Origin of the sequence: Pseudonocardia sp. N23 (assembly GCF_002583555.1) — a bacterium.
Taxonomy (GTDB): domain Bacteria; phylum Actinomycetota; class Actinomycetes; order Mycobacteriales; family Pseudonocardiaceae; genus Pseudonocardia.
Genome location: NZ_BEGX01000077.1, coordinates 110,863 through 136,359, shown reverse-complemented (window position 1 = coordinate 136,359; position 25,497 = coordinate 110,863). Strand labels below are relative to the sequence as shown.

At 72.1% G+C, this 25,497-nt stretch carries 24 protein-coding genes and 1 pseudogene; 18 read left to right on the top strand and 7 right to left on the bottom strand.

What is annotated here, in order from left to right; genetic code table 11:
- Positions 1-229 precede the first annotated feature (229 nt).
- The 5 genes from TOK_RS22255 to TOK_RS22235 are packed head-to-tail and all read right to left on the bottom strand — an operon-like array spanning position 230 to position 5,606.
- The gene (locus tag TOK_RS22255) at positions 230-1,006 is read right to left on the bottom strand and encodes an alpha/beta fold hydrolase (RefSeq protein WP_098959929.1); all 777 of its coding nucleotides are present in this window, start codon (positions 1,004-1,006) and stop codon (positions 230-232) included.
- Positions 1,003-1,485 (bottom strand): (2Fe-2S)-binding protein, encoded by a 483-nt coding sequence (locus TOK_RS22250; RefSeq protein WP_098959928.1) that lies wholly within the window; start codon positions 1,483-1,485, stop codon positions 1,003-1,005. Before TOK_RS22250 ends, TOK_RS22255 begins: the two co-directional genes overlap by 4 nt.
- Positions 1,482-3,836 (bottom strand): xanthine dehydrogenase family protein molybdopterin-binding subunit, encoded by a 2,355-nt coding sequence (locus TOK_RS22245; protein ID WP_098959927.1) that lies wholly within the window; start codon positions 3,834-3,836, stop codon positions 1,482-1,484. Before TOK_RS22245 ends, TOK_RS22250 begins: the two co-directional genes overlap by 4 nt.
- Positions 3,793-4,713, bottom strand: coding sequence for a xanthine dehydrogenase family protein subunit M (locus TOK_RS22240; RefSeq protein ID WP_098959926.1), 921 nt, complete (start codon positions 4,711-4,713; stop codon positions 3,793-3,795). The genes TOK_RS22245 and TOK_RS22240 overlap by 44 nt, the downstream gene beginning before the upstream one ends.
- Positions 4,710-5,606 (bottom strand): CoxG family protein, encoded by an 897-nt coding sequence (locus TOK_RS22235; RefSeq protein ID WP_098959925.1) that lies wholly within the window; start codon positions 5,604-5,606, stop codon positions 4,710-4,712. Before TOK_RS22235 ends, TOK_RS22240 begins: the two co-directional genes overlap by 4 nt.
- Before the next feature lie 163 nt (positions 5,607-5,769).
- Here TOK_RS22235 and TOK_RS22230 point away from each other — a divergent pair, with 163 nt between their 5' ends.
- From TOK_RS22230 to TOK_RS22220, 3 genes are all read left to right on the top strand, one after another.
- Positions 5,770-6,540, top strand: a complete 771-nt coding sequence (locus TOK_RS22230) for an IclR family transcriptional regulator (protein ID WP_172457704.1) — start codon at positions 5,770-5,772, stop codon at positions 6,538-6,540.
- 211 nt (positions 6,541-6,751) lie between these two features.
- Positions 6,752-8,143 (top strand): MFS transporter, encoded by a 1,392-nt coding sequence (locus tag TOK_RS22225; RefSeq protein WP_098959923.1) that lies wholly within the window; start codon positions 6,752-6,754, stop codon positions 8,141-8,143.
- Positions 8,144-8,243: 100 nt separating this feature from the next.
- A complete protein-coding gene (locus tag TOK_RS22220) occupies positions 8,244-9,836 on the top strand; it encodes an FMN-binding glutamate synthase family protein (RefSeq protein WP_098960054.1) in 1,593 nt (530 codons plus the stop codon).
- Positions 9,837-9,852: 16 nt separating this feature from the next.
- On the opposite strand, the gene TOK_RS22215 is transcribed toward TOK_RS22220, so the two are convergent.
- Positions 9,853-10,599 (bottom strand): GntR family transcriptional regulator, encoded by a 747-nt coding sequence (locus TOK_RS22215; protein ID WP_098960053.1) that lies wholly within the window; start codon positions 10,597-10,599, stop codon positions 9,853-9,855.
- Positions 10,600-10,765: 166 nt separating this feature from the next.
- On the opposite strand from TOK_RS22215, the gene iolC reads away from it, so the two are divergent.
- The 15 genes and pseudogenes from iolC to TOK_RS35470 all read left to right on the top strand — a co-directional run.
- Positions 10,766-11,776 carry a 5-dehydro-2-deoxygluconokinase gene (iolC, locus tag TOK_RS22210; protein ID WP_216362056.1) on the top strand — a complete coding sequence of 337 codons (1,011 nt, stop codon included), beginning with the start codon at positions 10,766-10,768 and terminating at the stop codon, positions 11,774-11,776.
- Complete coding sequence (locus TOK_RS22205) at positions 11,769-12,653, top strand: aldolase (protein WP_253258557.1); 885 nt, start codon at positions 11,769-11,771, stop codon at positions 12,651-12,653. Before iolC ends, TOK_RS22205 begins: the two co-directional genes overlap by 8 nt.
- Positions 12,650-13,519: a 5-deoxy-glucuronate isomerase gene (gene iolB, locus TOK_RS22200; protein WP_098959922.1), complete on the top strand. Its 870-nt coding sequence runs from the start codon at positions 12,650-12,652 to the stop codon at positions 13,517-13,519. Before TOK_RS22205 ends, iolB begins: the two co-directional genes overlap by 4 nt.
- Positions 13,516-15,420 carry a 3D-(3,5/4)-trihydroxycyclohexane-1,2-dione acylhydrolase (decyclizing) gene (gene iolD, locus TOK_RS22195; RefSeq protein WP_098959921.1) on the top strand — a complete coding sequence of 635 codons (1,905 nt, stop codon included), beginning with the start codon at positions 13,516-13,518 and terminating at the stop codon, positions 15,418-15,420. The genes iolB and iolD overlap by 4 nt, the downstream gene beginning before the upstream one ends.
- A complete protein-coding gene (locus TOK_RS22190) occupies positions 15,417-16,913 on the top strand; it encodes a CoA-acylating methylmalonate-semialdehyde dehydrogenase (protein WP_098959920.1) in 1,497 nt (498 codons plus the stop codon). Before iolD ends, TOK_RS22190 begins: the two co-directional genes overlap by 4 nt.
- Positions 16,913-17,836: a TIM barrel protein gene (locus TOK_RS22185; protein ID WP_098959919.1), complete on the top strand. Its 924-nt coding sequence runs from the start codon at positions 16,913-16,915 to the stop codon at positions 17,834-17,836. The genes TOK_RS22190 and TOK_RS22185 overlap by 1 nt, the downstream gene beginning before the upstream one ends.
- Before the next feature lie 89 nt (positions 17,837-17,925).
- A complete protein-coding gene (locus TOK_RS22180; RefSeq protein WP_098959918.1) occupies positions 17,926-18,912 on the top strand; it encodes a substrate-binding domain-containing protein in 987 nt (328 codons plus the stop codon).
- Positions 18,913-18,999: 87 nt separating this feature from the next.
- Positions 19,000-20,076: an ABC transporter permease gene (locus TOK_RS22175; protein WP_098959917.1), complete on the top strand. Its 1,077-nt coding sequence runs from the start codon at positions 19,000-19,002 to the stop codon at positions 20,074-20,076.
- A gap of 4 nt (positions 20,077-20,080) precedes the next feature.
- Positions 20,081-20,899, top strand: a complete 819-nt coding sequence (locus TOK_RS22170) for an ATP-binding cassette domain-containing protein (RefSeq protein WP_098959916.1) — start codon at positions 20,081-20,083, stop codon at positions 20,897-20,899.
- A gap of 32 nt (positions 20,900-20,931) precedes the next feature.
- Positions 20,932-21,945 (top strand): Gfo/Idh/MocA family protein, encoded by a 1,014-nt coding sequence (locus TOK_RS22165; protein ID WP_098959915.1) that lies wholly within the window; start codon positions 20,932-20,934, stop codon positions 21,943-21,945.
- A 2-nt stretch (positions 21,946-21,947) separates the two neighbouring features.
- The gene (locus TOK_RS22160) at positions 21,948-22,817 is read left to right on the top strand and encodes a sugar phosphate isomerase/epimerase family protein (protein ID WP_216362055.1); all 870 of its coding nucleotides are present in this window, start codon (positions 21,948-21,950) and stop codon (positions 22,815-22,817) included.
- Entirely contained in the window at positions 22,814-23,851 is a 1,038-nt protein-coding gene (locus TOK_RS22155; protein WP_253258556.1) for a Gfo/Idh/MocA family oxidoreductase, read from the top strand. Before TOK_RS22160 ends, TOK_RS22155 begins: the two co-directional genes overlap by 4 nt.
- Complete coding sequence (locus TOK_RS22150; RefSeq protein ID WP_098959914.1) at positions 23,848-24,720, top strand: TIM barrel protein; 873 nt, start codon at positions 23,848-23,850, stop codon at positions 24,718-24,720. The genes TOK_RS22155 and TOK_RS22150 overlap by 4 nt, the downstream gene beginning before the upstream one ends.
- Positions 24,717-24,995 carry a Gfo/Idh/MocA family oxidoreductase gene (locus tag TOK_RS34340; protein ID WP_098959913.1) on the top strand — a complete coding sequence of 93 codons (279 nt, stop codon included), beginning with the start codon at positions 24,717-24,719 and terminating at the stop codon, positions 24,993-24,995. Before TOK_RS22150 ends, TOK_RS34340 begins: the two co-directional genes overlap by 4 nt.
- A pseudogene (locus tag TOK_RS35470) lies at positions 24,971-25,024 on the top strand (hypothetical protein); the annotation flags it as partial. The gene TOK_RS34340 and the pseudogene TOK_RS35470, both read left to right, overlap by 25 nt.
- A gap of 209 nt (positions 25,025-25,233) precedes the next feature.
- Here TOK_RS35470 and TOK_RS32785 read toward each other — a convergent pair.
- A complete protein-coding gene (locus tag TOK_RS32785) occupies positions 25,234-25,449 on the bottom strand; it encodes a hypothetical protein (RefSeq protein WP_098959912.1) in 216 nt (71 codons plus the stop codon).
- Positions 25,450-25,497: the final 48 nt, after the last annotated feature.

Below are 25,497 nucleotides of genomic sequence, written 5' to 3'. Positions count from 1 at the left end.
GACACCTCTTCGCTCGGCGACCGTCCGGTCACGCTATCGACGCGGGCGCGATGTCCGACATGTGTCGCAGCTCAACGCGTCCGTCGCCGGCTTGGTCCACCGAACAACGACGCTCAGGCCGCGCGGACGCCCATGTCTGGCACCCTGCGCCGGCCCGGCGTACGTGGCGCAGCTCCTGCAGCTTCCCGATGTCGTCGATCCGGGGCGCAGGCCGAGCAGCGGTGACCCGTCAGCCGTCCAGGTGCTTCTCGATCGACGGCCAGACGTCGGGGCGCTGGATCAGGCTCAGGTGCCGCGTCGCGGTGAGCACCTCCAGGTGGGAGTCCGGGATGCCCGCCGCCAGCTGCTCGGCCATCGCGGGAGGGGTGGCGTAGTCCTCGTCGCCGACCAGCACGAACGTCGGCGCGGCGATCGAGCCGAGTCCGTCCGCGGCCGAGACGGTGCCGAGCGCCCGGCAGGCGGCGGCGTGGGCGGCGGAGTCGGTGGCGACGAAGATGTCGCAGACCCGCTGGACCTCGTCGGGGTTCGCGTCGACGAACGACGGGCTGAACCAGCGGTCGATCTGGAACTCGACCTGCTTCTCACGCGGCACGTTCACGGCCTTCTCGGCCCGCTCGGCCCACGACGCGACCTTGTCGGGGCCGTAGTCGGCGGTGGCGTCGGCCAGCACGAGGCGGGCCACGAGGTCGGGGCGGCGCTGGGCCAGAAGGACTGCGGTGCTGCCGCCCATCGACATCCCGATGACGTCGGCCGGGCCGCCGACGACCGTCTCGATCAGGGCGGCGACGTCGTCGGCCATGTCCGCACCGGTGTAGGGGCGGCCGTCCCAGTCCGAGCCGCCGTGCCCGCGCGCGTCCGGGGTGATGACACGCCGGTGCCCCGACCACGCCGCTGCGATCGGATCGAACAGCTTGCCGGACAACGCGAGCGCGTGCAGGAGGACGACGGGCCTGCCCTCGCCGACGGCGCCGGCCTCGATGGTGCCTCGGGCGGTCGTGACCTTCACGCGGGCTCCTTCTCCGTTCGGGTCGCCTCCCGGCGGCGCCGGGCGGCGTTCTCGAGTGCGGTGCGGATCTCCAGGTAGGTGCCGCAGCGGCAGATGTTGCCCTCGAGGTGGGCGTCGATCTCCGCGGCTCCGGCGTCGGGGTTCTCGGCGAGCAGCTCGTGGCCCATCAACACGAACCCGGGGATGCAGTAGCCGCACTGCATCGCGCGGGCGGCGACGAACTCCTCGACGACGTCGTCGGCGGCGGGCAGCCCGTCGGCCGTGGTGAGCGCGACGCCGTCGTAGCGGACGGCGCGGGCCAGGCAGCTCGACACGCTGTGCCCGTCGGCCAGCACGGTGCACGCGCCGCAGGCGCCGACGCCGCAGCCCTCGCGGACGCTGGTGTGCCCGAGGCCGCGCAGCACGTCGAGCAGGAGGTCGTCGTCGCCGACGGTCACGCTGCGGCGCTCGCCGTTGACGACCAGGTCGATGGGGGTCATGACTGCTCCTCCTGGGCGGCGAGCGCGTCGAGGATGCGTTCGGACGTCAGCGGTAGCCGGGTGAGGCGGATGCCGATCGCGTCGCGCACCGCGTTGGCGATGGCCGGGGCGAGCGGGATGATCGTCGTCTCGCCGACGCCCTTTGCCCCGAACGGGCCGGTCCGGTGCGGGTTCTCGACGATGATCGGCGTGACCTTGTCGGGCACGTCGTGGATCGAGGGCAGCTGGTAGTCCAGCAGTGTCCCGTTCACGATCTGGCCCTCGTCGAAGACGATCTGGTCGAACAGCGCGTGCCCGACACCCATGATCGCCGCGCCGGTGAGCTGCTGTTCGACCATGGCCGGGTTGATGGCGCGGCCGACGTCGCCCGCGATCGCGAGGTGCTCGACGTGCACCCGGCCCGTCATGGTGTCGACGGTCAGCTGCGCGGCCGCGGCCCCGGCGAACCAGTGCTCGGTGACCTGGGGCGACCGGCCGGTCTCCTTGTCGTAGGGCTGCCAGGTCGTGCGGAACTCGGCCTCGCTGGTCAGCGTCGTGCCGCGGGCGCCGAAGTGTCCGTGCAGCAGCTCCGGGATCGACGCGGACTCCTGCGTCTGCGTGCTGACCAGGCCGTCGCCGGTGAGCTTGACGTCGGTCGCCGGCACCCCGAACCGGGCGGCGGCGATGTCGACGAGCTTGTCGCGCATGGCTTCCGCGGCGCGGCGGACCGCGTTGCCGGTGTGGTAGGTCGAGCGGCTGCCCGCGGTGATCGTGTCGTAGGGGGTGACGTCGGTGTCGGCGGTGACGACCCGCACCGAGCCCTCCGGCAGGCCCAGCGGCTCGGCCGCGATCTGGGCCATGATCGTGTCGCTGCCCTGACCCATGTCGACGGTGCTGATCATCAGCGTCGCCGACGCGTCCTGGTTGAGCTGCAGCACGGCGTTGGAGATCGTCGGGGTGAGCACCGCCTTGATGCCGACGGCCACGCCGCGGCCCCGGCGGTAGCGCCCGGTCGGGCGGTGAAGGGGCGAGTCCCAGTCGAGCGCGTCGGTGACGGCGTCGAGGCAGCCGACGAAGTCCGCGGAGTGCATCGGCGTCCCGACGACGGAGACGTCGCCCTCGCGCAGCAGGTTGCGCCGCCGGAACGCGGCCGGGTCCTCGCCACGGGCACGGGCCAGCTCGTCGACCAGCGACTCGTGCGACCACGTCACCTGCGGCACCCCGAACCCGCGGAACGGGCCGGCCGAGGGCTTGTTGGTGTAGACGCAGCGCGACCGCACGTGGGCCTGCGCGATCCGGTACGGCCCCGACGCGACCATGCCCGACTTCGCCGTGATCCGCGGCCCGACATCGGCGTAGGCGCCGGTGTCGTAGCGGACGTCGGAGTCGGCGGCGACGATGTTCCCGTCGGCGTCGGCGGTCATCGAGCCGGTGACGGCGCAACCGTGGCGGGTGGTGAGCAGGAACGCCTCCTCCCGCGTGACGGCGAGGCGCACCGCGGTGTTGCGCGTCCAGGCCAGGGCAGCGGCCAGCGGTTCGAGCCGGTCGTACATCTTCGCGCCGAAGCTCCCGCCGAGCGGTGCGCTGCGCACCCGGACCGAGCCCAGCGGGATGCCGAGCAGGTCCGCGACAGACTGTCGGACGTAGGACGGCGTCTGGGTGGCCGAGAGGATCTCCAGCCGGTCCCCGATGCGCCAGGCCGCGGTGAAGGGCAGCTCGATCGGCACGTGGTGGGTCGGCGGGCACCAGAACTCGTGCGACACCGTGACCGAGCCGGGCGGCGGCTCGGCGGGCTCGCCGTGGCGCAGCGTGTACTCGTAGTTGACGTTGGTGTCACGCTTGTCGCGCAGGTGCGCGAGATCGCCGAAGACGATCGAGGGCCGCAGCACGTCGTGCACGAACGGCGCGCCGAGGACGGCGGCGTCGACGTCGTGCACCGGGTCGAGCTCCCGATACCCGACGGCGACCTCCTCGGCACCGGCGCGCGCGGCGGCCTGGCCGCGGGCGATCACGGCCGCGACCGGCTCGCCGACGTAGCGGACCTTGCCGACGGCCAGGCACGGCTGGTCGGCGAACGCCGGGCCGGTGAAGATCGCGTCGCCGAGCAGGGCGTGCAGGTCGGCCCCGGTGACGACGTCGACGACACCGTCGACGGCCTTCGCAGCAGCGGCGTCGACGGACTCGATCAGCGCATGGGGGCGGGTGCTGCGGGCCACGACGACGTCCAGGCACGGGCGCAGGGCCTCGTCGGCGGCGTGGTGCAGCTCGCCGCGGACCTTGGCCCGGGCGTCGACGCGGGTCCAGCGCTCCCCGACGGCGCCGCCGGGCTCAGTGCCTGCGGTGGCGACGGAGGAACGTGGGTCGACGGTCATCGATGGCCTCCTCTCCTGGGGTCCCCCGCAGGTCGTGCGGGGTGTCGTGCCAGGCGGCACGCGTGGCGTCGGCGACGGCGACGCGGCCGAGCCGGCGCTTGTGCGCGACGCCGCCGCGGACGTCGGGCAGCGGGTCGATCAGGGGTTCGACGGCCGCGAGTGCGGCGTCGACGGCGTCGTCGTCGGATGCGGTCGCGGGCAGGGCGACGGCGACGTACACCGGTGTCGGGGCGAGGGCGCCCAGGCCGATCCGGATCTCGCGGTCGCCGACGTCGGCCGCGGTGACGAGCACGGCGGCCGAGGCGACGGGCCAGTCGTTGGCGGCGAGGCTCGACAGCTTGGTGAACGCGGCGCCGCCGAGGGGCTGGGTCGGGACGTCGATGGCGGTGACCATCTCGCCGGACCGGACCGTGGTCTCCTGGAAGCCGGTGAAGAACTCCCGGATCGGGACGTGCCGGGCCCCGGCGGCCGACGACAGCTCGACGCGGGCGTCGAGCACCAGCAGGGCCGTCGGCGGGTCGAGGCGGTAGTCGCCGTGGGCGATGTTGCCGCCGACGCTCGCGGTGTTGCGCACCCGGGGGTTCGCGACGCGGCCGTAGACCTGGGCGAGCAGCGGCGCCCGGTCGTGGACGAGCGGGTCGGTCTCCATACGGCGCAACGTGACCATGGTCCCGGCGCGCAGACCGCCCGGTGTCGCGACCAGGTCCGCGAGCCCGGGGACCCCGGCGATGTCGACGAGGTCGGACGCGAACAGCACGCCCTGCTTGAGCAGGATCTGCACAGCGGTGCCGCCGCCGAAGACCATCGGGTCGCCGAGCCCGGCGAGCAGGTCCAGCGCGGTGCCGAGGTCGCGCGGGCGGTGCAGGGTGGCGGTCATCGGGCGGCTCCCGCGTGATCGGAGGGCGCGGAGCCTCGCCGGTGCTCCAGGAACCGTGTCCCGCGGTCGACGACCCACCGCGCGGCGTGCTCCGCGACCCGGCCGCCGACGTCGGTCACGCCGACGCGGGTCCGGGCACCCAGGTCGGTGGCCCGGACCCGCAGTGCGGCGATGCGCGCCGCCGGACGAGGACGGGCCGCGGGGACCGGGACGATCTCGGGGACCGGGGTCACCGGCCGGTGCCGCGAGGCCACCACGGTCGCCGCACCCGCCGTGCCGGTGGTGGCGGCCGCGGGCCGGGGCACGACCCTGGTGACCGGCCGGGCGGGGACGGCCGCGGCCGCGACGGGGACGGCGGCGTCCCGGGAGACGGCGGGCGCGCCCACGTGGGCCCGGACCTCCGCGTTGCCCCGACCCGGCGGCCCGGCCGCGCAGACCGCGGTGAAGCGCTCGACGAACTGGCGCTCCACCTCCCGGCTGCGGCGTCCGACGATCGACTCGCCGAGGCGCCCGAGCTTGCCCCACAACGTGATCTCGAGGTCCCAGTCCACGTCGGACGCCGCGGCGTCGCCGGCCGCAGGGCGCACGCCGAGGCGGGCGTCGACCTTGATGGAGCTGCCGAGGCGCAGGTCCTCCCCGCGCAGCACGGCCCGCACCTGCGCCGGGTCTCCGCTGTCGGTGACCTCGGCGGCCTCGGTGATGTCGGCGGTGAACCCGGCGCTGAACCGGACGTGCGCGATCTCGTTGACCAGCCGGCCGCGATAGTGCCCGGGGTCGGGGCGCTCCAGCTCCTCGCACCCCGGGACGCAGACCCGCATGGAGTCGGGGTCGAGGAAGTGCGCGAACACCTGGTCCGGCGGTGCCGGGACCCGGAACGACGAGGTGAGCTTCATGTGACCACCAGAGAGGACTAGTTATCTCGCATGGAGGACGTTAGCACGCGGCGCGTGGCGTCGACCGATGCTGCGCGCCGCGGTCGGGCTCGGCGCTACCGTGTGCCGCAACGGCGGCCCGCTCACCTGCGGTCCGACCTCGGCAGTTGCGGTGGGGGGAGACATGGCGAGCGACGTGCCCGCGGTCCTGAATGCGGTCCGGCTCCTGGAGCGGATCGCGCGGGAGTGGCCCGACCCGGTCCCGACGGGGACGTTGATCGAGGAGCTCGGCCTCAACCGCAGCACCTGCTACAACATCCTCGGCACCCTGCAGCGCGCCGGCTGGGCCGCCTCGCGCGGCGACCGCGGCGGCTGGTGGCTCGGTCCCCGCCTGCTCGCGGTGGCCGGTTCGGCGCCGGACTGGGTGGGCGACATCGTCCGCCAGGAGCTCGAGGACCTGAGCCGCCGGCTCGGCTTCCTGGCGTTCGCCCTGCGCAGGCACGGGCCGTCGGACTATGCCGTCGTCGCGAAGGCCGACCGCGGTCACGGCGTGCGGATGACCGTCGGGGTGGGTGACACGTTCCCGTTCTCCGCGCCCGCGATCATGCGGGCGTTCCACGCCTGGTCCGACCCCGACGAGGTCGACCGGCTCATCGACAAGCACGGCCTGACCGCCTTCACCGACGAGACGAAGGTCGGGCGCGCGGCGCTGCGCACCGAGCTGGCCGCGACCCGCGAGCGCGGGTACGGGGTGAGCCTTCGCGAGTACGAGCTCGGTCAGTCCGGTGTCTCCGCGCCGGTGTTCGACGCGAACGGCAACGTCGCGATGGCGCTGTGCTCGCTCGCGTTCTCCTCCGAGCTCAACGAGCGGACCGTCGCGAACACCGGCGAACTCGTCCGGGCATGCGGCGTGCGCATCACCGAACGCACCGGTGGCGCGCTTCCGATCCGCTGATTCGGAGATATTCGCCACCCCAATCCGCATATGTGGTGATCGATTCGATACCGCTTGACGGCTCCCGTCGGCGGTCCTACCGTTTCGCGCTGCACAGGATGTCCTGCCTACAGGACATCACGTCCTACAGGCAGAGTGGCCGCACACGGACACCACGCCTCGACGGCTCGTGCCACCGCCGCGCCCCCGGGCGCCCGGAAGAGGAGCACCGGTGCAGGACGACACCACCACGACCACGAGCACGACAGCCCCCACGGACCCGCCTCGGGCGACGGCCCCCGGGTACGGCGAGGGCTCGGGCCGCCGCTGGTACCAGGACCTCGACCGCTCGCAGTGGCGGTCGCTGTTCGCGGCCAACCTCGGCTGGCTCTTCGACGGCTTCGAGACCTACGCGCTGATCCTCACCGCGGGAATCGTCCTGCGCCGTCTCGACCCCGGCGCCCCGCAGAGCCAGGTCGCGTTCCTGACCGGCGTGACCATCGCGATCACCCTGCTCGGCTGGGGCATGGGCGGAATCCTCGGCGGCATCTTCGCGGACTACTTCGGCCGCCGCCGGGCCCTTCTCACCTCGATGGTCCTGTACGCGACGTTCACCGGCCTGTCGGCGCTGTCCTGGTCGTGGGCGTCGTTCCTGGTGCTGCGCTTCATCACCGGCTTCGCCCTCGGCTCCGAGTGGGGCACCGGGACCTCGCTCGTCGCCGAGATGTGGCCCGCCAAGGCACGGGCCAAGGCGGCCGGGCTCATGCAGTGCGGCCTGGGTCTGGGCTTCTTCATCGCCTCCGCCGTCTGGTTCTTCGTCGCCCCCTTCGGCCCTGACGCCTGGCGGATCATGTTCGCCATCGGGGTGCTGCCTGCGCTGTTCGCGTTGTGGCTGCGGCGCAAGGTCCCGGAGTCCGCGAACTGGACGAGCGCCTCGGAGCGTCGCAAGAACCTCAAGGCGCGCAAGGCCGCGGAGCTCACCGAGAGCGAACGCTCCTTCACCCGGCTCACGCTGCGCCAGATCATGGCCGACCCGAAGCTGCGCCGGCTCACCATCCTCGGGTCGCTCATGTCGCTGACGACGACGCTCGCCTGGTGGGGCATCTCCACCTGGGTGCCGCTCTACGTGTCCGGCCTCGCCGCCGGTCAGGGGCACTCCGCGTCGAGCTGGGCCAGCGGCGCCGGGATGATCTACAACGCCGGCGCGATCGCGGGCTACATCGCCTTCGGCTTCCTCGCGGACCGCTTCGGGCGCAAGCCGACGGTGCTGCTCTACTTCGCCGCGTCGCTCGTCATGACCCCCGTGCTGTTCCTCTGGACCCACAGCATCGGGCTCGTCGTGATCGTGCTGATCATCAACGGGTTCTTCACCCTCGGCCAGTACACCTGGATGCCGGTCTGGCTGCCGGAGTTCTACCCGACCCACCTGCGCGCCACGGGCGCCGCGTTCGTCTTCAACGCCGCCCGGTTCATCGCGTTCCTCGGCCCACTGCTGTCCGGCTGGATCATCTCCCAGCTCGGCGGCTACGGGACCGCCGCGACCGTCGTCGGGTGCATCTACATCCTGGGCATCGTCGTCGCGCCGTTCTGCCCGGAGACCAGGGGCCGCCCGCTCCCCGAGTGACCGGGAGCCGGACCGGCCGTCGCGGTGCGTCCACCGACCGGATCCGGGACCGGCCGCGAGCCGGCGGGCATTCGTGGCCGGCCCGGTCTACCGTGTCGCCGTGCTGCGCATCGCGACGATCGGGACGCTCACGGTCCTCGGCGCACTCGCCGTCGTCGTGGCGCTGCTCGTGCACCCCGCCTGGTGGGTCGCCGCCGCCGTGCTCGTCGCGCTGCTCGCCCTCGCCGTGTACGACGTCGTCCAGCGCCGCCACGCCGTGCTGCGCAACTACCCCGTCGTCGGGCACCTGCGCTACCTGCTGGAGGGCATCCGGCCCGAGGTCCAGCAGTACTTCGTCGAGCGCAACGTCGACGGCAGGCCGTTCGACCGTGACACCCGCAGCCTGATCTACCAGCGCGCCAAGGGAACCGCCGGGGAGAAGGCGTTCGGCACCGAGCGCGACGTCAACGAGGTCGGCTACGAGTACCTGCTCCACGCCACCGTCCCGCTACCGCCGCCCGACGAACCGCACCGGGTGCGCATCGGGGGCCCCGACTGCGCCCGGCCCTACGACATGGCATTGCTCAACGTGTCGGCGATGAGCTTCGGGGCGTTGTCCGCCAACGCGATCCTCGCCCTGAACAAGGGCGCGGCCGCGGGTGGCTTCGCCCACGACACCGGCGAGGGCGGCCTGTCGCGCCATCACCTCGAACACGGCGGCGACCTCGTGTGGGAGCTGGGCAGCGGCTACTTCGGTGCCCGCACCCGCGACGGCGACTTCGACCCGGACATGTTCGCTGCCAAGGCCGCGCACCCCGCGGTGACGTGCGTGTCGCTCAAGCTGAGCCAGGGCGCGAAGCCCGGGCTCGGCGGCGTGCTGCCCGCTCCCAAGGTGTCTGCGGAGATCGCGGCGGCGCGCAGCGTGCCGGAGGGCGTGACGTGCGTGAGCCCGTCGGCGCATCGTGTGTTCACGACGCCGCGCGAGCTGGTCCGGTTCCTCGCCCGGATGCGGGAGCTCGCGGGGGGTAAGCCGACCGGCATCAAGCTGTGCGTCGGGTCCCGCGTCGACGTCCTCGCGCTGTGCAAGGCGATGGTCGCCGAGGGCACCGGTCCCGACTTCGTCGTCGTCGACGGGTCCGAGGGCGGCACCGGCGCCGCGCCACCGGAGTACGAGGACCACGTCGGCGCGCCGCTCACCGAGGGCCTCATGACGGTGCACAACGCGCTCGTCGGCGCCGGGCTGCGCGGACGCGTCCGGGTCGGGGCGTCGGGGAAGGTCTCCACCGGCTCCGACATCGTCAAACGGCTCATCCAGGGCGCGGACTTCACCAACTCGGCGCGGGCGATGATGATGGCGACCGGCTGCATCCAGAGCCAGCGCTGCCACACGAACACCTGCCCGGTGGGCGTCGCCACCCAGGACCCGCGCCGGGCCGCGGCCCTCGACGTCGACGACAAGGCCGAGCGCGTGCGCCGCTTCCAGCAGGCCACCGTCGCCGAGGCGCAGCGGCTGATGGGGTCGATGGGCTCCCGCGGCCCCGGCGAGCTCGGGCCGCACCAGCTGCGGCGCCGGATCGGGCACATGGACACCCGTTCCTACGCGGAGCTGTTCGACTGGCTGGAGGACGGGGAGCTGCTCGCCGAGCCGCCGCGCGGGTGGGCGGGCGACTGGAACCTCGCCTCGCCCGACCACTTCGGCCGGTACACGCCCTGACCCGGCGGCAGCCGGCTCAGGTCGTGAGGTTCAGCTCGAAGCTGTAGAGGCTCGCCCGGTAGACGTGTGAGCCGTACTCGACGGCGCGGCCCGCCTCGTCCCACGCGGTGCGGGTCATCGTCAGCATCGCGGCGCCGCGCGGCTCCCCCAGCAGCCGTCCTTCGGCGCTCGTCGCCGTCCGGGCGCCGACGACCTGTTTGGCCATCCGCGGCGCGTGCCCGGCGGCGCGGAGCAGGTCGTAGAGACCGCGCCGCTCCAGCACCTCGGGGTCGATCTCCAGCACCGACGCGGGGACGGCGTTGTGCATGAGCGCCAACGGTTCGTCGCCGGCGTAGCGCAGCCGTTCGATCCAGGTGACCTCGGAGCCGAACGGGATGCCGAGGGCTTGGGCGACGTCGTCGGGGGCGGCGAGGACCTTGGTCTCGCGCACGACGGTGCGCGGCTCCTGACCGTTCTTGAGCAGGTCGTCGTGCAGGCTCGTGAGCTCGACGGGGCGGCGGACCTTGGGGTGCACGATCTGGGTTCCGACGCCGCGCTTGCGCACGAGCATGCCGCGCTCGACGAGGTAGGAGATGGCGCGGCGCATGGTCGGGCGGGAGACGCCGAGCCGGTCGGCCAGCTCTATCTCGTTCTCGAGCCTGCTGCCGACGGGCATCTCGCCGCTCTCGATCTGCTGCTGCAGCCGGGACGCGACCTGGAAGTACAGCGGCACGGGGCTCTCCCGGTCGATGACGACGTCGGGATAGCGGACGTCCTCGGCCATGCGCTCCACCCCGGTGCTCCGTTCGAAGGTTGCTGACGATCGCTTGTAAGTATGTCAGGACAAAGTATTGACGTGCTAGTACGGCGGGCGTCAATCTGGTCGCTGTGCCCGCCGGGCGGTCGGCGGCACGGAGAGGACCTACAGCGATGCAGCTGGGACCACCCCGATGACCGGCGCCGACACGCTCGACGTGCTGACGATGGGCCGGCTGGGCGTCGACATCTATCCGCTCCAGATCGGCGTCTCCCTGCGTCACGTGGAGACGTTCGGCAAGTACCTCGGCGGCAGCGCCGCCAACGTCGCGGTCGCCGCGGCCCGCCACGGGCGACGGGTCGCGATCGACACCCGCACCGGCGCCGACCCGTTCGGCGAGTTCCTCCACGACGCACTGCGCGGATACGGTGTCGACGACCGGCTCGTCCGGCCCGTCGACGACCTGCCGACACCCGTCACGTTCTGCGAGATCTTCCCGCCCGACGACTTCCCGCTCTACTTCTACCGCCGCCCCTCGGCCCCCGACCTGCAGATCCGTGCCGACGAGCTCGACCGCGACGCCGTGTGCGGCGCGTCGCTCCTGTGGGTCACGGGCACCGGGCTGTGCGAGGAGCCGAGCCGCTCGGCCACCCTCGCCGCGCTGCGGATGCGCGCCGAGGACGGCGGCGGGCTCTCGGTGTTCGATCTCGACTACCGGCCGATGTTCTGGTCCTCCCGCGAACAGGCCCGGGCCGCGTACGCGCAGGCGCTGCCGTTCGTGAGCGTCGCCGTCGGCAACCTCGACGAGTGCGACACCGCGGTCGGGCAATGCGAGCCGCGGTCGGCCGCCGCCGCGCTGCACGACGCCGGCGTCGAGCTGGCCGTCGTCAAGCAGGGACCGGCCGGCGTGCTCGCGTCGGCGACCGGCGGGTCTCCCCTGCTGGTCGGTGGCGAGCCCGGCCAGGTCGAGGTGCCGCCGGTGCCGGTCGAGGTCGTCAACGGTCTCGGCGCCGGTGACGCGTTCGGTGGCGCACTGTGTCACGCGATGCTGTCGGGTTGGGAGCTCGAGCACGCGATGCGGTTCTGCAACGTCGCGGGCGCGATCGTCGCCTCGCGGCTGGCCTGCTCCGACGCGATGCCGACGACCGACGAGGTCGACGCGGTGCTGGCGGGGACGAAGATCGAGGAGGTCGTCGGTGCCTGACGCCGGAGCCACCCTGGAGCGCCTCGTGCAGACGCGGGTGCGCCGCCCGGCGCAGATCGCCGAGGCCGCCGCCCGGCGCGCCCGCCCGGCCTCGGTGCTCGGCGAGCACGGCAAGCTGATGATGATCGCCGCCGACCACCCCGCCCGCGGCGCGCTGCGCGCCGGCGACAAGCCCCTCGCCATGGGCGACCGCGCCGACCTGCTCGACCGGCTCTGTGTCGCTCTCGCGCGGCCCGGGGTCAACGGCGTGCTCGGGACCCCCGACATCCTGGAGGACCTGCTCCTGCTGGGGGCGTTGGAGGGCAAGGTCGTCGTCGGCTCGATGAACCGTGGCGGGCTCGCGGGCACGGCGTTCGAGATCGACGACCGCTTCACCGCCTATGACGCCGCCGCGATCGCCGCCGCGGGGTTCGAGGGCGGCAAGATGCTGACCCGCATCGACCCCGACGACCCCGGCACCGTCGCGACGCTCGAGGCGTCAGGACGTGCGGTCAGCGCGCTGGCCGGGCACGGTCTGATGGCCATGATCGAACCGTTCATCTCCCACCGCGACGCGGGCGGCCGGGTCCGCAACGAGCTGACCGCCGACGCGATGGTCCGGGCGACCGCCGTGGCCGCCGGGCTGGGCACCACGTCGGCCTACACGTGGCTGAAGGTCCCGATCGTCGACGAGATGGAACGGGCCATGGAGGCCACCACGCTCCCGGCGCTGATCCTCGGTGGCGAGGTCGCCGACGACCAGGACGCCGCCGTCGCCGGCTGGGCCAAGGCCCTCGCGCTGCCGACGGTGCAGGGCCTCGTCATCGGACGGTCGCTGCTGTACCCGCCCGGCGACGACGTCGCGAAGGCCGTCGACACGGCGGTGAGGATCCTGTGAGCACGCACGTCGTTCGCCAGGGGGAGACCGCCGACGGGACGTTCTCCCTGGTCGTGACCCCGGAGTCCGTGGGCTGGGGCTACAGCTCGCTGCGCGTGCTCGACCTCCCGGCCGGCGGCACCGCGAGCTTCGCGACGGGCGAGGACGAGACCGTCGTCCTGCCGCTGTCGGGCTCCTGCGTGGTCGAGGTCGACGGGGAACGGTTCGAGCTGGCCGGTCGCCGGGGCGTCTTCACCCGGGTCACCGACTTCGCGTACGCGCCTCGCGACGCGGAGGTCACCGTGTCCTCGCAGGCCGGCGGCAGGTTCGCGCTGCCCGCGGCTCGTGCGTCGCGGCGGCTGCCCGCCCGCTACGGCCCCGCCGAGGGCGTTCAGGTCGAGCTGCGCGGCGCCGGCCAGTCGAGCCGGCAGGTCAACAACTTCTGCACGCCCGCCGCGTTCGAGGCCGACAAGCTGATCGCCGTCGAGGTCCTGACGCCGGAGGGCAACTGGTCGTCCTATCCCCCGCACAAGCACGACGAGGCGCGCGAGGGCGAGGCCCGGCTCGAGGAGATCTACTACTTCGAGGTCGACGGCGACGGCCCCGGCTTCCAGCGCGTCTACACCTCCGGGCCCGACCGGGAGATCGACGTGTGCGCCGAGGTCCGGACCGGGGACACCGTACTCATCCCGCACGGCTGGCACGGCCCGTCGATGGCCATGCCCGGCTACCACCTCTACTACCTCAACGTCATGGCCGGACCCGACCCGGAACGCGCGTGGCTGATCTGCGACGACCCGGCGCACGCCTGGGTCCGCGGCACGTGGGAGTCCCAGGCCGTCGACGCCCGGCTGCCCCTCACGACCACGACGGAGGCCTCTCAGTGACCGTCCGGCTCACCGTCGCCCAGGCACTCGTGCGGTTCCTCGCGAACCAGTACAGCGAGCGCGACGGCGTCGAGCAGCGGCTGATCCCGGGTTGCTTCGGCATCTTCGGCCACGGCAACGTCGCCGGCGTCGGCCAGGCGCTGCTGCAGGCCGCCCGCACCGGCGACGACGACCTGCCCTACCACCTGGCCCGCAACGAGCAGGGCATGGTGCACGCGGCCGTCGGCTACTCACGGATGCGCAACCGGCTGCAGGCCATGGCCTGCACCGCGTCGATCGGCCCGGGTTCGACGAACATGCTCACCGGCGCCGCGCTCGCGACGACCAACCGGATCCCGGTCCTGCTGCTGCCCAGCGACGTCTTCGCCACCCGCGTCGCCTCGCCGGTGCTGCAGGAGCTGGAGCGCCCCGACTCCGGCGACGTCTCGGTCAACGACGCGTTCCGGCCGCTGTCGCGGTTCTTCGACCGGGTGTGGCGTCCCGAGCAGCTGCCCTCGGCGCTGCTGGGCGCGATGCGGGCACTCACCGACCCCGCCGAGACCGGCGCGGTGACGATCGCGCTCCCCCAGGACGTGCAGGCCGAGGCGTTCGACTGGCCCCAGGAGCTGTTCGCGCGCCGGGTCTGGCACGTCGCCCGCCCGGTGCCGGAGCCCGCCGCGATCGCCCGCGCCGCGGAGATCGTCCGCGCCGCGACGAAGCCGCTGCTCGTCGCCGGTGGCGGTGTCCACTACTCCGAGGCCTACGCCGCGTTGCGCGCGTTCGCCGAGGCCACCGGCATCCCGGTCGCCGACACCCAGGCGGGCAAGGGTGCGCTGCTGTGGGACCACCCCCAGGCCGTCGGCGGGGTCGGGTCCACCGGCTCGCCGGTCGCCAACGCGCTGGCCCGCGACGCCGACGTCGTCATCGGCGTCGGGACCCGCTGGAGCGACTTCACCACCGCGTCCCGCACCGCGTTCGCGAACCCGGACGTACGCTTCGTGAACCTCAATGTCGCCGCGTTCGACGCGGGCAAGCACGCCGGGGCGTCGGTGGTCACCGACGCCCGGGCCGGGTTGGAGGCGCTCGCCGACGCGGTCGAGGGGTACCGCGTCGGCGACGCCCACCTCGCCTCCTACACCGAGCACCGCGAGCGCTGGACCCGGGTCGTCGACGACGCGTACCACCTCGGGCACACCCCGCTGCCGGCGCAGACCGAGGTCCTCGGTGCCCTCGACGAGATGCTCGACCCGCGCGACGTCGTCGTGCAGGCGGCCGGGTCGCTGCCCGGTGACCTGCAGATGCTGTGGCGGGCGCGCGAGGAGAAGGCCTACCACGTCGAGTACGCGTACTCCTGCATGGGCTACGAGATCGCCGGCGCGCTCGGGGTCAAGATGGCCGCGCCCGACCGCGAGGTGTTCGCCCTGGTCGGCGACGGCTCGTACCTGATGATGAGCAGCGAGGTCGTGACGGCGGTGTCCGAGGGGATCAAGCTCAACCTGGTCCTCGTGCAGAACCACGGCTTCTCCTCCATCGGGGCGCTGTCGGAGTCACTGGGCAGCCAGCGCTTCGGCACGTCCTACCGCTTCCGCGACCCGGCGACGGGTGAGCTCGACGGCGCGACACTGCCGGTCGACCTGGCCGCGAACGTGGCGAGCCTGGGCGCGGACGTCATCCGGGTCCGTACGATCGCCGAACTGCGCGACGCGATCGTCGTCGCGCGGGCCGCCACCCGCACGACCGCCATCCACATCGAGACCGACCCGCTCGCGCCGGTCCCGTCGCCGGAGAGCTGGTGGGACGTTCCCGTCTCCGAGGTCTCCGCGCTCGGCTCGACCCGCGAGGCCCGCAAGACCTACGAGCACGCGAAGGCGGGCCAGCGCCCGCTCGTCACGCCGGCAGAGAACCGAGAGGACGACCGTTGAGGACCATCACCCACTGGATCGGCGGCAAGCCCGAGACCGGCACGTCCGGCCGGACCGCGCCCGTGTGGAACCCGGCGACCGGGGAGCAGCAGGCCGAGGTGGTGCTCGCCGACGTCGCCGACGTCGACAGCGCCGTCCGGTCGGCCGCCACGGCGTTCGCCGACTGGTCCCAGTCGTCGCTCTCGGCGCGGACCAAGGTGCTCTTCGCGTTCCGCGAGATCGTCAACGCCCGCATCGGCGAGCTCGCCGAGATCGTGTCCGACGAGCACGGCAAGGTCGTCTCCGACGCCCGCGGCGAGGTGCAGCGCGGCCTGGAGGTCGTCGAGTTCGCCTGCGGCATCCCGCAGCTGCTCAAGGGCGACTTCTCCGACCAGGTCTCCACCGGCGTCGACGTGCACTCGTTCCGCGAGCCGATCGGCGTCTGCGCGGGGATCACGCCGTTCAACTTCCCGGTGATGGTCCCGATGTGGATGCACCCGGTGGCGATCGCGTGCGGCAACACGTTCGTCCTCAAGCCGTCCGAGCGCGACCCGTCCGCGTCGATGCTGATCGCGGAGATGTGGTCCGCGGCCGGGCTGCCCGACGGCGTGTTCACCGTCCTGCACGGCGACAAGACCGCCGTCGACGCGCTGCTCGACCACGACGACGTCGCCGCGGTCTCGTTCGTCGGCTCGACCCCGATCGCCCGCTACATCCACGAGCGCGGCACGGCCAACGGCAAGCGCGTGCAGGCACTGGGCGGGGCGAAGAACCACGCCGTCGTGCTGCCCGACGCGTCGATCGACTTCGCCTCCGACCATCTCGTCGCCGCCGCGTTCGGCTCCGCCGGTGAGCGTTGCATGGCGATCTCCGCGGCCGTGGCCGTCGGCGGGGCGGGCGACGATCTGGTCGCCGCCGTCGCCGAGAAGGCCCGCGCGGTCAAGGTCGGCCCGGGTCGCGACGACACCTCCGAGATGGGCCCGGTCGTCACCGCCGCCGCCCGCGACCGCATCGTCGGGCTCATCGGGACCGGCGAGGCCCAGGGCGCGACACTCACCGTCGACGGTCGCGGCCTGTCGGTCCCCGGCCACGAGAACGGGTTCTTCGTGGGCCCCACCGTGATCGACGGCGTCACCCCCGACATGGACGTCTACACCGAGGAGATCTTCGGCCCGGTGCTGACGGTCGTCCGGGCAGGCGACGTCGACGAGGCGATCGCGCTGATCAACGCCAACCCCTACGGCAACGGCACCGCCATCTTCACCTCGTCCGGCGAGGCGGCGCGGCGGTTCCAGCGCGGCGTGAAGGTCGGCATGATCGGCATCAACGTCCCCATCCCGGTGCCGATGGCCTACTACTCCTTCGGCGGCTGGAAGGACTCGCTGTTCGGGCAGTCCCACATCCACGGCCCCGAGGGCGTCGCGTTCTACACCCGCGCCAAGGTCGTGACGACGCGCTGGCCGCGGGTCGCTGCGCCGAGCGAGGCCGGCTTCCACTTCCCGACGGCCGAGTAATGGGTTCCCTCGAGCGCCTCACCCTCGGCACCGCCCCCGACTCGTGGGGCGTGTGGTTCGCCTCCGACCCCCACCAGGTCGGCTGGGAGACCTACCTCGACGAGATCGCGCAGGCCGGCTACTCCTGGACCGAGCTCGGCCCGACCGGGTTCATGCCCCAGGACCCGTCGCAGCTGCGTGACGAGCTGGCGGTGCGCGACCTGAAGGTGTGCGGCGGGACGATCTTCGCCGGCCTGCACCGCGGCGCCGACGCCCTCGACGAGGCCGTCGAGGCGTGCGCGAAGGAGGCCCGGCTGCTCACCGCGGTCGGCGCGCGGCACCTCGTGCTGCTGCCCGAGCAGTACACCGACATGCACACCGGCGCGGCCACCCAGGCCGGGGACATCGACCCCGACCAGTGGAAGAACCTGGTCACCGGCTACGACCGGCTCGGGCGCATCCTCGCCGAGGAGCACGGCGTCGACCTGGTGTTCCACCCGCACGCCGACACCCACGTCGACACCCAGCAACGGGTCGAGCGGTTCCTGGCCGACACCGACCCGCGGTTCGTCAACCTGTGCCTGGACACCGGGCACATCTCCTACTGCGACGGCGACAACATCGCCATCGTGGAGCGGTTCCCCGAGCGGATCCGCTACGTCCACCTCAAGCAGGTGGATCCCGTCGTCCGCGACCGCGTCCGCCGCGAGAAGCTCTCGCTGGCCGAGGCCGTGCCGCTGGGTGTCATGGTCGAACCGCCCTGCGGCGAGCCCGACATGCCGCCGCTGCTCGACGCGCTGGCCGCCGTCGACACCGACCTGTTCACCGTCGTCGAGCAGGACCTCTACCCGGTCGAGCCGCACATCCCGCTGCCGATCGGCGCCCGGACCGCGGGCTATCTGCGCGGCTGCGGGCTCGGTCCCGTGCGCCGCTGGCCCTACTGAACCCGCAGTAACGGCACCACCGCAGTACCGACACAGCAGTCCCCTTGCAGCCCGTCCGGGCTGTCGCCCTCCGAAGGGAAGTCTCAACGATGAGCAAGCGGAAGCTGGTGCGAGGACTGGCCGTCGTGGCCGCTCTGAGCGCCGCGCTGGCTGCGTGCAGCAGTCAAGGTGGCGCGAACGAGGCCACCAACAACAGCGGTCCTGCCGTCGGCAACGCCGGCGGCAAGCAGTACACGATCGCGATGGTGACCCACGAGGCTCCGGGCGACTCCTTCTGGGACAAGATCCGCGCCGGGGCGGAGCAGGCCGCCAAGGAGCTCAACGTCAACCTGAAGTACTCGAACAACAACGACGCGGGCCAGCAGGCCACGCTCATCCAGAACGCCATCGACTCCAAGGTCGACGGCCTCGCCGTGACGCTGGCCTACGCCGACCAGGTCGGCCCGGCCGCCCAGAAGGCCGTGGCGGCGGGCATCCCGACCGTCGCGTTCAACTCGGGCATCAACGACTACACGAAGTACGGCATCGGGATGTACTTCGGCTCCGACGAGACCCTCGCGGGCCAGTCCGCCGGCACGAAGATGACCCCGGGTGGCAAGGCGATCTGCGTCGTCCAGGAGCAGGGCTCCGTCGCGCTCGAGGCGCGCTGCGCCGGTGTGAAGGCCAGCTTCCCGAACACCGAGAACCTGCAGGTCAACGGCACCGACCTGCCGTCGGTGCAGCAGACCATCGGCGCGAAGCTGCAGCAGGACCCGTCGATCACCTACGTGGTGACCCTCGGCGCGCCCATCGCGCTCGCCGCGCTGCAGGCCAAGCAGGGTGCGAACAGCCAGGCCAAGATCGTGACGTTCGACCTCAACGCCGACGTCGCGAACGACATCAAGGCCGGGACGATCGACTTCTCGATCGACCAGCAGCCCTACGTCCAGGGCTACATGGCGGTGCAGTCGCTGTGGCTGAACCTCACCAACGGCAACGACCTCGGCGGCGGCAAGCCGGTCCTGACCGGGCCGTCCTTCGTCGACAAGTCGAACATCGAGAAGATCGCGGGCTACGCCGCGAACAACACGCGCTGATGCGCCCGGAGGGGCCGGGCGACGCCGTCCGGCCCCTCCATCCGCCCCTCACGTCCCGCCCTTGAGCCACACCCCCTGGAGCACGCGATGAGTACATCCGTGGAGACAGAGCCGTCGCCGGAATCGCCGCGACCGAAGCCCCCGGTCGACGAGCCCGTCCGCGTCCAGCGTTCCCTCGCCGCCCGCATCCTCGGCCGTCCCGAGGTCGGAGCCCTCGCGGCTGCGATCGCGATCTTCATCTTCTTCTTCGCCGTCGCCGCGCCCTTCCGGACGCTGCCCGCCTTCGCGACGGTGCTCTACGCGAGCTCCACCATCGGCATCGTCGCCGTCGCCGTCGCGTTGTTGATGATCGGCGGTGAGTTCGACCTGTCCGCGGGTGTCGCGGTCGCCACCACCGCACTCGCGTCGGCGATGATCGCCTACCAGTTCAGCGTCAACGCCTGGGTCGGCGTGCTGGTCAGCCTGCTGATAGCGCTGGCCATCGGGTTCGTCAACGGATACCTGGTGGTACGCACCGGGATCCCCAGCTTCCTGATCACCCTCAGCACCTTCTTCGTGCTGCAGGGCATCAACCTCGGTGTGACGAAACTGGTCACCGGCACCGTCGCCACCACGAACATCGACCGGCTCGACGGGTTCGCCTCCGCCCGGGCGATCTTCGCGGGCGACATCGACCTCGGGTTCATCACGCTGAAGATCACGGTGCTGTGGTGGATCCTGTTCGTCGCCATCGCCACCTGGGTGCTGTTGCGCACCCGCACCGGCAACTGGATCTTCGCCTCCGGCGGCAACCAGGACTCCGCGCGCGCCGTCGGCGTCCCCGCCAAGAAGGTCAAGATCGGCCTGTTCATGGGCGTTGCGTTCTGCGCATGGTTCCTGGGCATGCACCTGCTCTTCAACTTCTCGTCCGTGCAGGCAGGCCTCGGCGTCGGCAACGAGTTCATCTACATCATCGCCGCCGTCGTCGGCGGCGCACTGCTCACCGGCGGCTACGGGTCGGCGATCGGCTCGGCGCTCGGCGCCTTCATCTTCGGCATGGTGACGCAGGGAATCGTGTTCGCCGGCTGGGACCCCAACTGGTTCAAGGCCTTCCTCGGCGCGATGCTGCTGCTCGCGGTGCTCGTCAACCTGTACGTCAAGAACCTCGCGACACAGAGGCGGTAGACCGATGACCGACACGATCGCCGAACACGCGGCCCCGGGCCTGCAGGCGGGGACGCCGCTGGTCCAGATGGAGAACGTCGGCAAGGCCTACGGCGCCATCCGCGCGCTGGAGGGCATCAACCTGACCGTGAACGCGGGCGAGGTCTCCTGCGTCCTCGGCGACAACGGCGCCGGCAAGTCCACCCTGATCAAGATCATCTCAGGGCTGCACCCGCACACCGAGGGTGTTCTGAAGGTCGACGACGAGGTCGTCTCGTTCGGCTCGCCCCGCGAGTCGCTCGACCACGGCATCGCCACTGTCTACCAGGACCTCGCCGTCGTCTCCCTGATGGAGGTCTGGCGGAACTTCTTCCTGGGCTCGGAGATCCGCAAGGGCACCTTCCCGGGCGCCCCGATGGACATCAAAGGCATGCGGGAGATCGCCGACCAGGAGCTCAAGAAGATGGGCATCCACGTCAAGGACATCAACCAGCCCATCGGCACCCTGTCCGGTGGGCAGCGCCAGTGCGTCGCGATCGCCCGCGCCGTGTACTTCGGGGCCCGGGTGCTGATCCTCGACGAACCGACGGCCGCCCTGGGCGTCAAGCAGTCCGGTGTGGTGCTCAAGTACACCTCGGCCGCGCGCGACGCGGGCCTCGGCGTCGTGTTCATCACCCACAACCCGCACCACGCCTACATGGTCGGCGACCACTTCATCATCCTGAAGCTGGGCCGGTGCGTGCTCGACCGCAAGCGCTCCGCGGTCACCCTCGAGGAGCTCACCACGCAGATGGCGGGCGGGCAGGAGCTCGAGGAGCTCCAGCACGAGCTCAAGCGCGGCTGACGACCTCCCTCCCTGACGAAAGGGCAGCTCTCGTGACACTCAACGTCGGCGTCATCGGCGTGGGCATGATCGGCCAGGACCACATCCGGCGGCTCACCCATGTCCTGTCGGGGGTCCGCGTCGCCGCGGTCACCGACGTCGACCTCGACCGGGCCCGCACGGTCGCGGCCGACCTCCCGGGGGCGAGCGTGCACGCCACCGGCGAGGACCTGATCGCCGACCCGGGGGTCGACGCCGTCGTCGTCACCTCGTGGGGGCCGACGCACGAGGGCTACGTGCTGGCCGGGATCGCCGCGGGCAAGCAGGTGTTCTGTGAGAAGCCGCTGGCCACCACCGAGGATGCCTGCTCGCGGATCGTCGACGCCGAGGTCGCGACGGGCCGTCGGCTCGTCTCCGTCGGTTTCATGCGCCGCTACGACGACCAGTACCGCGCGATGAAGGCCGTCGTCACCGGCGGGGAGATCGGCGTGGCGCTGGTCATGCACGCCGCGCACCGCAACCCGTCGGTGCCGGACTTCTTCACCAGCGACATGATCATCAACGACTCCACGGTCCACGACATCGACGTCGCCCGCTGGATGTTCGACGACGAGATCGCCGCGGTGACGGTGCTCACGCCGCGGGTGTCGAGCAAGGCCCGCGAGGGCTTCAACGACCCGCTGCTCGTGCTGCTGGAGATGGAGTCCGGGGTGATCGTCGACGTCGAGGCGTCGGTCAACGCCGGTTTCGGCTACGACATCCGCGGCGAGGTCGTCTGCGAGGACGGCACCGTCGAGCTGTCGGAGAGTGCCGGTGCGATCGTCAAGGGTGCCGGGCGGTTCGGCGGCCGGGTGCCGGCGGACTGGCGCGAGCGCTTCGTCCGGGCGTTCGACGTCGAGTTCCAGACCTGGATCGACGCCGTCGCCGCGGGCGGGACCGCCGGGCCGTCGGCGTGGGACGGCTACGCCGCCACCGTCGCGTGCGAGACCGGGTTGCGCGCGCTGGCCTCCGGGGTGCGTGAGCCGGTGACGATGCGCGAGCGGCCCGACCTCTACAAGGAGAGCTGACCGTGCGGATCGCGCTCGACCCGCACATGTACCACGCGCAGCTCTCGGTGCCCGAGGAGCTGCGGCGCGCCGCGGACCTCGGGTACCGGTGGCTGGAGCTCTCGCCGCGGGCCGACTGGTTCTTCTGGCACCGCTACCCCAAGGCCGACCGCGAGCTGATCGCGCAGGCGCGCAAGGCGTCGGCGGAGACGGGCGTCGGGTTCGCGAGCCTCGTGCCGGTGTTCGACTGGTCGAGCCCCGACGAGCAGGAACGCCAGGCCCAGATCCGCAACTGGCGGCGGCTGCTGCAGATCGCGTCGGACCTCGACTGCCCGCTGGTCAACTCCGAGCTGTCCGGCGACCCCAACGACGCGCGCCGCTCCGAGCACGCGTTCTACCGGTCGATGGAGGAGCTGGCGCCCGACTTCGAGCGCCTGGGCATCTCGCTCAACATCGAGGCGCACCCCTACGACTTCTCCGAGACCAACGACGACGCCGTGCAGATCGTGCGCGGGCTCGACCTGCCGTGGGTGGGCTACGTCTGGTGCGCGCCGCACGCGTTCCACCTCTCCGACGGCGTCGGGGACTTCCAGCGGATGCTGAGCTACGCCGCGCGCAAGCTGCGCCACGTGCACCTCGCGGACTGCTGGAACCACCGCGCGGGCGTCGGCAACCGCTACATCCTCAACCCGCCGGGCGTCGACGCGCGGATCCACCAGCACAACGAGATCGGCCGCGGCGACGTCTCGTGGGACGAGGTGTTCGGCACGCTGCGTGACCTGTCGTTCGAGGGCATCGCGACAGTGTGTGTCTTCGGCTGGGAGGACGACGCCGACGGGATCCACCGTCGGATGCTCGAACGAGTCACCTCGGAACTGGGGGCGGGATCATGAGCCGACTCGCGATCGGCCTCGCCGGGCTGGGCCGGATGGGGCGCATCCATCTCGGGAGCCTCGCCGGGCGTTGCCCGTCGGCCGAGCTGGCGTGCGTCTACGACGTCGACCCCGTCGTCGCCGAGCAGACCGCCGCCGAGCACGGCGTGCCGTGGACGGCGTCGTTCGAGGAGCTGCTCGACGCCTCCGACGCGGTCGCGATCGCCACCTCGACGGCGTCGCACGCGCCCCTGATCGTGGAGGCCGCGAGCGCAGGGAAGTCGATGTTCTGCGAGAAGCCGGTGTCGGCCGACCGCGCCGCGGCCGTCGCCGCCGTCGAGGCCGTCGAGCAGGCCGGGGTGCTGCTGCAGGTGGGCTTCCACCGCCGCTACGACCCCGACTGGGCCGCCGCCGCCCGGCGCATCCACGACGGTGAGCTCGGCGAGGTCACGCTGTTCCGGACCTCGTTGCGCGACATGACCTCTCCCCCACCGTCGTTCCTGTCCGGGTCCGGCGGGTTATTCGCCGACGTCACCGTGCACGACCTCGACGTCGCGCGCTGGCTCGTCGGCGAGGTCGTCGAGGTGCACGCCCATGGCGCCGCCGCCGACCCCGCGTTCGGCGAGATCGGCGACATCGACACCGCCGTCGTCGTGCTGCGGTTCGAGAACGGCGCGCTCGGCGTGATCGACAACAGCCGCAGCGCCGGCTACGGCTACGAGTGCTCCACCGAGGTGCTCGGCACCGCCGCGACCGCCCGGATCGACTCCCCGCACCGCCACGGCTACGAGTGGCGCACCCCCGGGCTCGCGTCCCGGGACCTGGTGCGCGACTTCGAGGAGCGCTACCCCGTCGCCTACACCGCCGAGCTGGAGGCGTTCGCCCGCTGCGTCCTCGACGACACCGAGCCGCTCGCCGCGGGCCGCGACGCGATCGCCGCGTCCGACCTCGCCGAGGCCGCGACCCGCTCGTGGCGCACCGGCGCGGCCGTGACGCTCACCCCGCGGCGCACCGCCGCCGGGATCGACTACTCGCTGCACGAGGTGTCCGCATGAGCTCCCTCGACCGTATTGCCGGCGCCCCCATCTCCTGGGGCGTGTGCGAGGTCCCCGGCTGGGGATACCAGCTCACCCCGGCACGCGTCCTGCAGGAGATGCAGGACGTCGGGCTCTCGGCCACCGAGCTGGGCCCCGACGGTTTCCTGCCCGCGTCGCCCACTGCGATGGCGGCGGTACTGGAGCAGCATCATCTCGAGGCCATCGGCGGGTTCACCCCGCTGCTGCTGCACGTCCCCGGGCACGACCCGGTGCCCGAGGTCGAGAAGCTGCTGCAGGCCTACGCCGCGACCGGCTCGTCGACGATGGTGCTCTCCGCGACCACCGGGCAGGACGGCTACGACAGCCGCCCCGTGCTCGGCTCCGCGGGCTGGACGACGTTGCTGGGCAACCTCGACCGGCTCAGCGCCGTCACCTCCGCCGCCGGGGTGCAGGCGGTCCTGCACCCGCACGTCGGCACGATGGTCGAGAACGGTGACGACGTCCGCCGCGTCCTGGAGGGCTCCGACATCGCCCTGTGCCTGGACACCGGACACCTGCTCATCGGCGGCGTCGACCCCGCCGAGCTGACCCGCGAGGCCCCGCACCGGGTGGCGCACACCCACTTCAAGGACGTCGACGCCTCCATGGCCCGAGAGGTCCAGGACGGCCGACGCAGCTACACCGACGCCGTCCGCGACGGCATGTACCGGCCGCTCGGGTCGGGTGACGTCGACTTCGGGTCCATCGTGGACTCGTTGCGCGGCAGGGACTACGACGGCTGGTACGTCCTGGAGCAGGACACGATCCTCACCGAGGAGCCGCGCGGCGAGGGCCCGCTCGCCGACGTCCGGACCAGCGTCTCGTACCTGTCCGGCCTGCTGGCGTGAGCGAACCGCTGCGGATCGGCGTCCTCGGCGCCTCCCGGATCGCGGGACAGGCGATCGTCGAACCGGCGCGGACGACCGGCGACCGGCTCGTCGCTGTCGCGGCCCGGGACCCCTCGCGGGCGAAGGACTTCGCGTCCGTGCACGGCGTCGAGCGGGTCGTCGGCTCCTGTGCGGAGCTCGTGGCCGACCCCGAGGTCGACGTCGTCCACAACCCGCTGGCCAACGCCCTGCACGGCCGAACCTCGCCGCCATGCAGGCCGGCAAGCACGTCCTGACGGAGAAGCCCTCCGCGTCCAACGCCGCCGAGGCGAGGACCGTGCGTGACGCCGCCGTCGCCGCGGGGGTGACGCTGGTCGAGGACTTCCACTACGTGCACCACCCGGTGGCGCAAACGTCTGCTCGCCCTGGTGAGGTCGGGCGGGCTGGGGCCGGTCCGGCGCATCGAGACGCACTTCCTCGGGCCCGACAGCGCCGAGGTCGACTCCGGCGGCTTCCTGCCCACGCCACACCTGCTCACAGGGTCGTCGAGGTCGGCGCGTCGTGTCGGCGGCGGGTCTCGCGGGCGGCGGTGGCCGGCACACATACGGTCGTGTGGACGAACGAGTCGAGCCACTGGATCGAGCCGTCGGGGCGGGCCCAGCCGAGGTGCGCGAGGCGCAGGTGGTCCTCGTCGCGCCCGATGGCGCTGTAGCAGCGTTCGCAGATCCTGGGGGGAGGCAGATCGGACATGGCTGGATTCTGACCTCCAGCGACTTCCAGCCAACAGATGGGCAGAAG

What these genes read in the sequence shown, in the direction of transcription:
- TOK_RS22250 (WP_098959928.1), bottom strand. Translation starts at nt 1,485, where the DNA reads ATGACCCCCATCGACCTGGTCGTCAACGGCGAGCGCCGCAGCGTGACC.
- TOK_RS22245 (WP_098959927.1), bottom strand. Translation starts at nt 3,836, where the DNA reads ATGACCGTCGACCCACGTTCCTCCGTCGCCACCGCAGGCACTGAGCCC.
- TOK_RS22240 (WP_098959926.1), bottom strand. Translation starts at nt 4,713, where the DNA reads ATGACCGCCACCCTGCACCGCCCGCGCGACCTCGGCACCGCGCTGGAC.
- TOK_RS22235 (WP_098959925.1), bottom strand. Translation starts at nt 5,606, where the DNA reads ATGAAGCTCACCTCGTCGTTCCGGGTCCCGGCACCGCCGGACCAGGTG.
- TOK_RS22230 (WP_172457704.1), top strand. Translation starts at nt 5,770, where the DNA reads ATGGCGAGCGACGTGCCCGCGGTCCTGAATGCGGTCCGGCTCCTGGAG.
- TOK_RS22215 (WP_098960053.1), bottom strand. Translation starts at nt 10,599, where the DNA reads ATGGCCGAGGACGTCCGCTATCCCGACGTCGTCATCGACCGGGAGAGC.
- iolC (WP_216362056.1), top strand. Translation starts at nt 10,766, where the DNA reads ATGACCGGCGCCGACACGCTCGACGTGCTGACGATGGGCCGGCTGGGC.
- TOK_RS22185 (WP_098959919.1), top strand. Translation starts at nt 16,913, where the DNA reads ATGGGTTCCCTCGAGCGCCTCACCCTCGGCACCGCCCCCGACTCGTGG.
- TOK_RS22180 (WP_098959918.1), top strand. Translation starts at nt 17,926, where the DNA reads ATGAGCAAGCGGAAGCTGGTGCGAGGACTGGCCGTCGTGGCCGCTCTG.
- TOK_RS22175 (WP_098959917.1), top strand. Translation starts at nt 19,000, where the DNA reads ATGAGTACATCCGTGGAGACAGAGCCGTCGCCGGAATCGCCGCGACCG.
- TOK_RS22170 (WP_098959916.1), top strand. Translation starts at nt 20,081, where the DNA reads ATGACCGACACGATCGCCGAACACGCGGCCCCGGGCCTGCAGGCGGGG.
- TOK_RS22155 (WP_253258556.1), top strand. Translation starts at nt 22,814, where the DNA reads ATGAGCCGACTCGCGATCGGCCTCGCCGGGCTGGGCCGGATGGGGCGC.
- TOK_RS22150 (WP_098959914.1), top strand. Translation starts at nt 23,848, where the DNA reads ATGAGCTCCCTCGACCGTATTGCCGGCGCCCCCATCTCCTGGGGCGTG.
- TOK_RS32785 (WP_098959912.1), bottom strand. Translation starts at nt 25,449, where the DNA reads ATGTCCGATCTGCCTCCCCCCAGGATCTGCGAACGCTGCTACAGCGCC.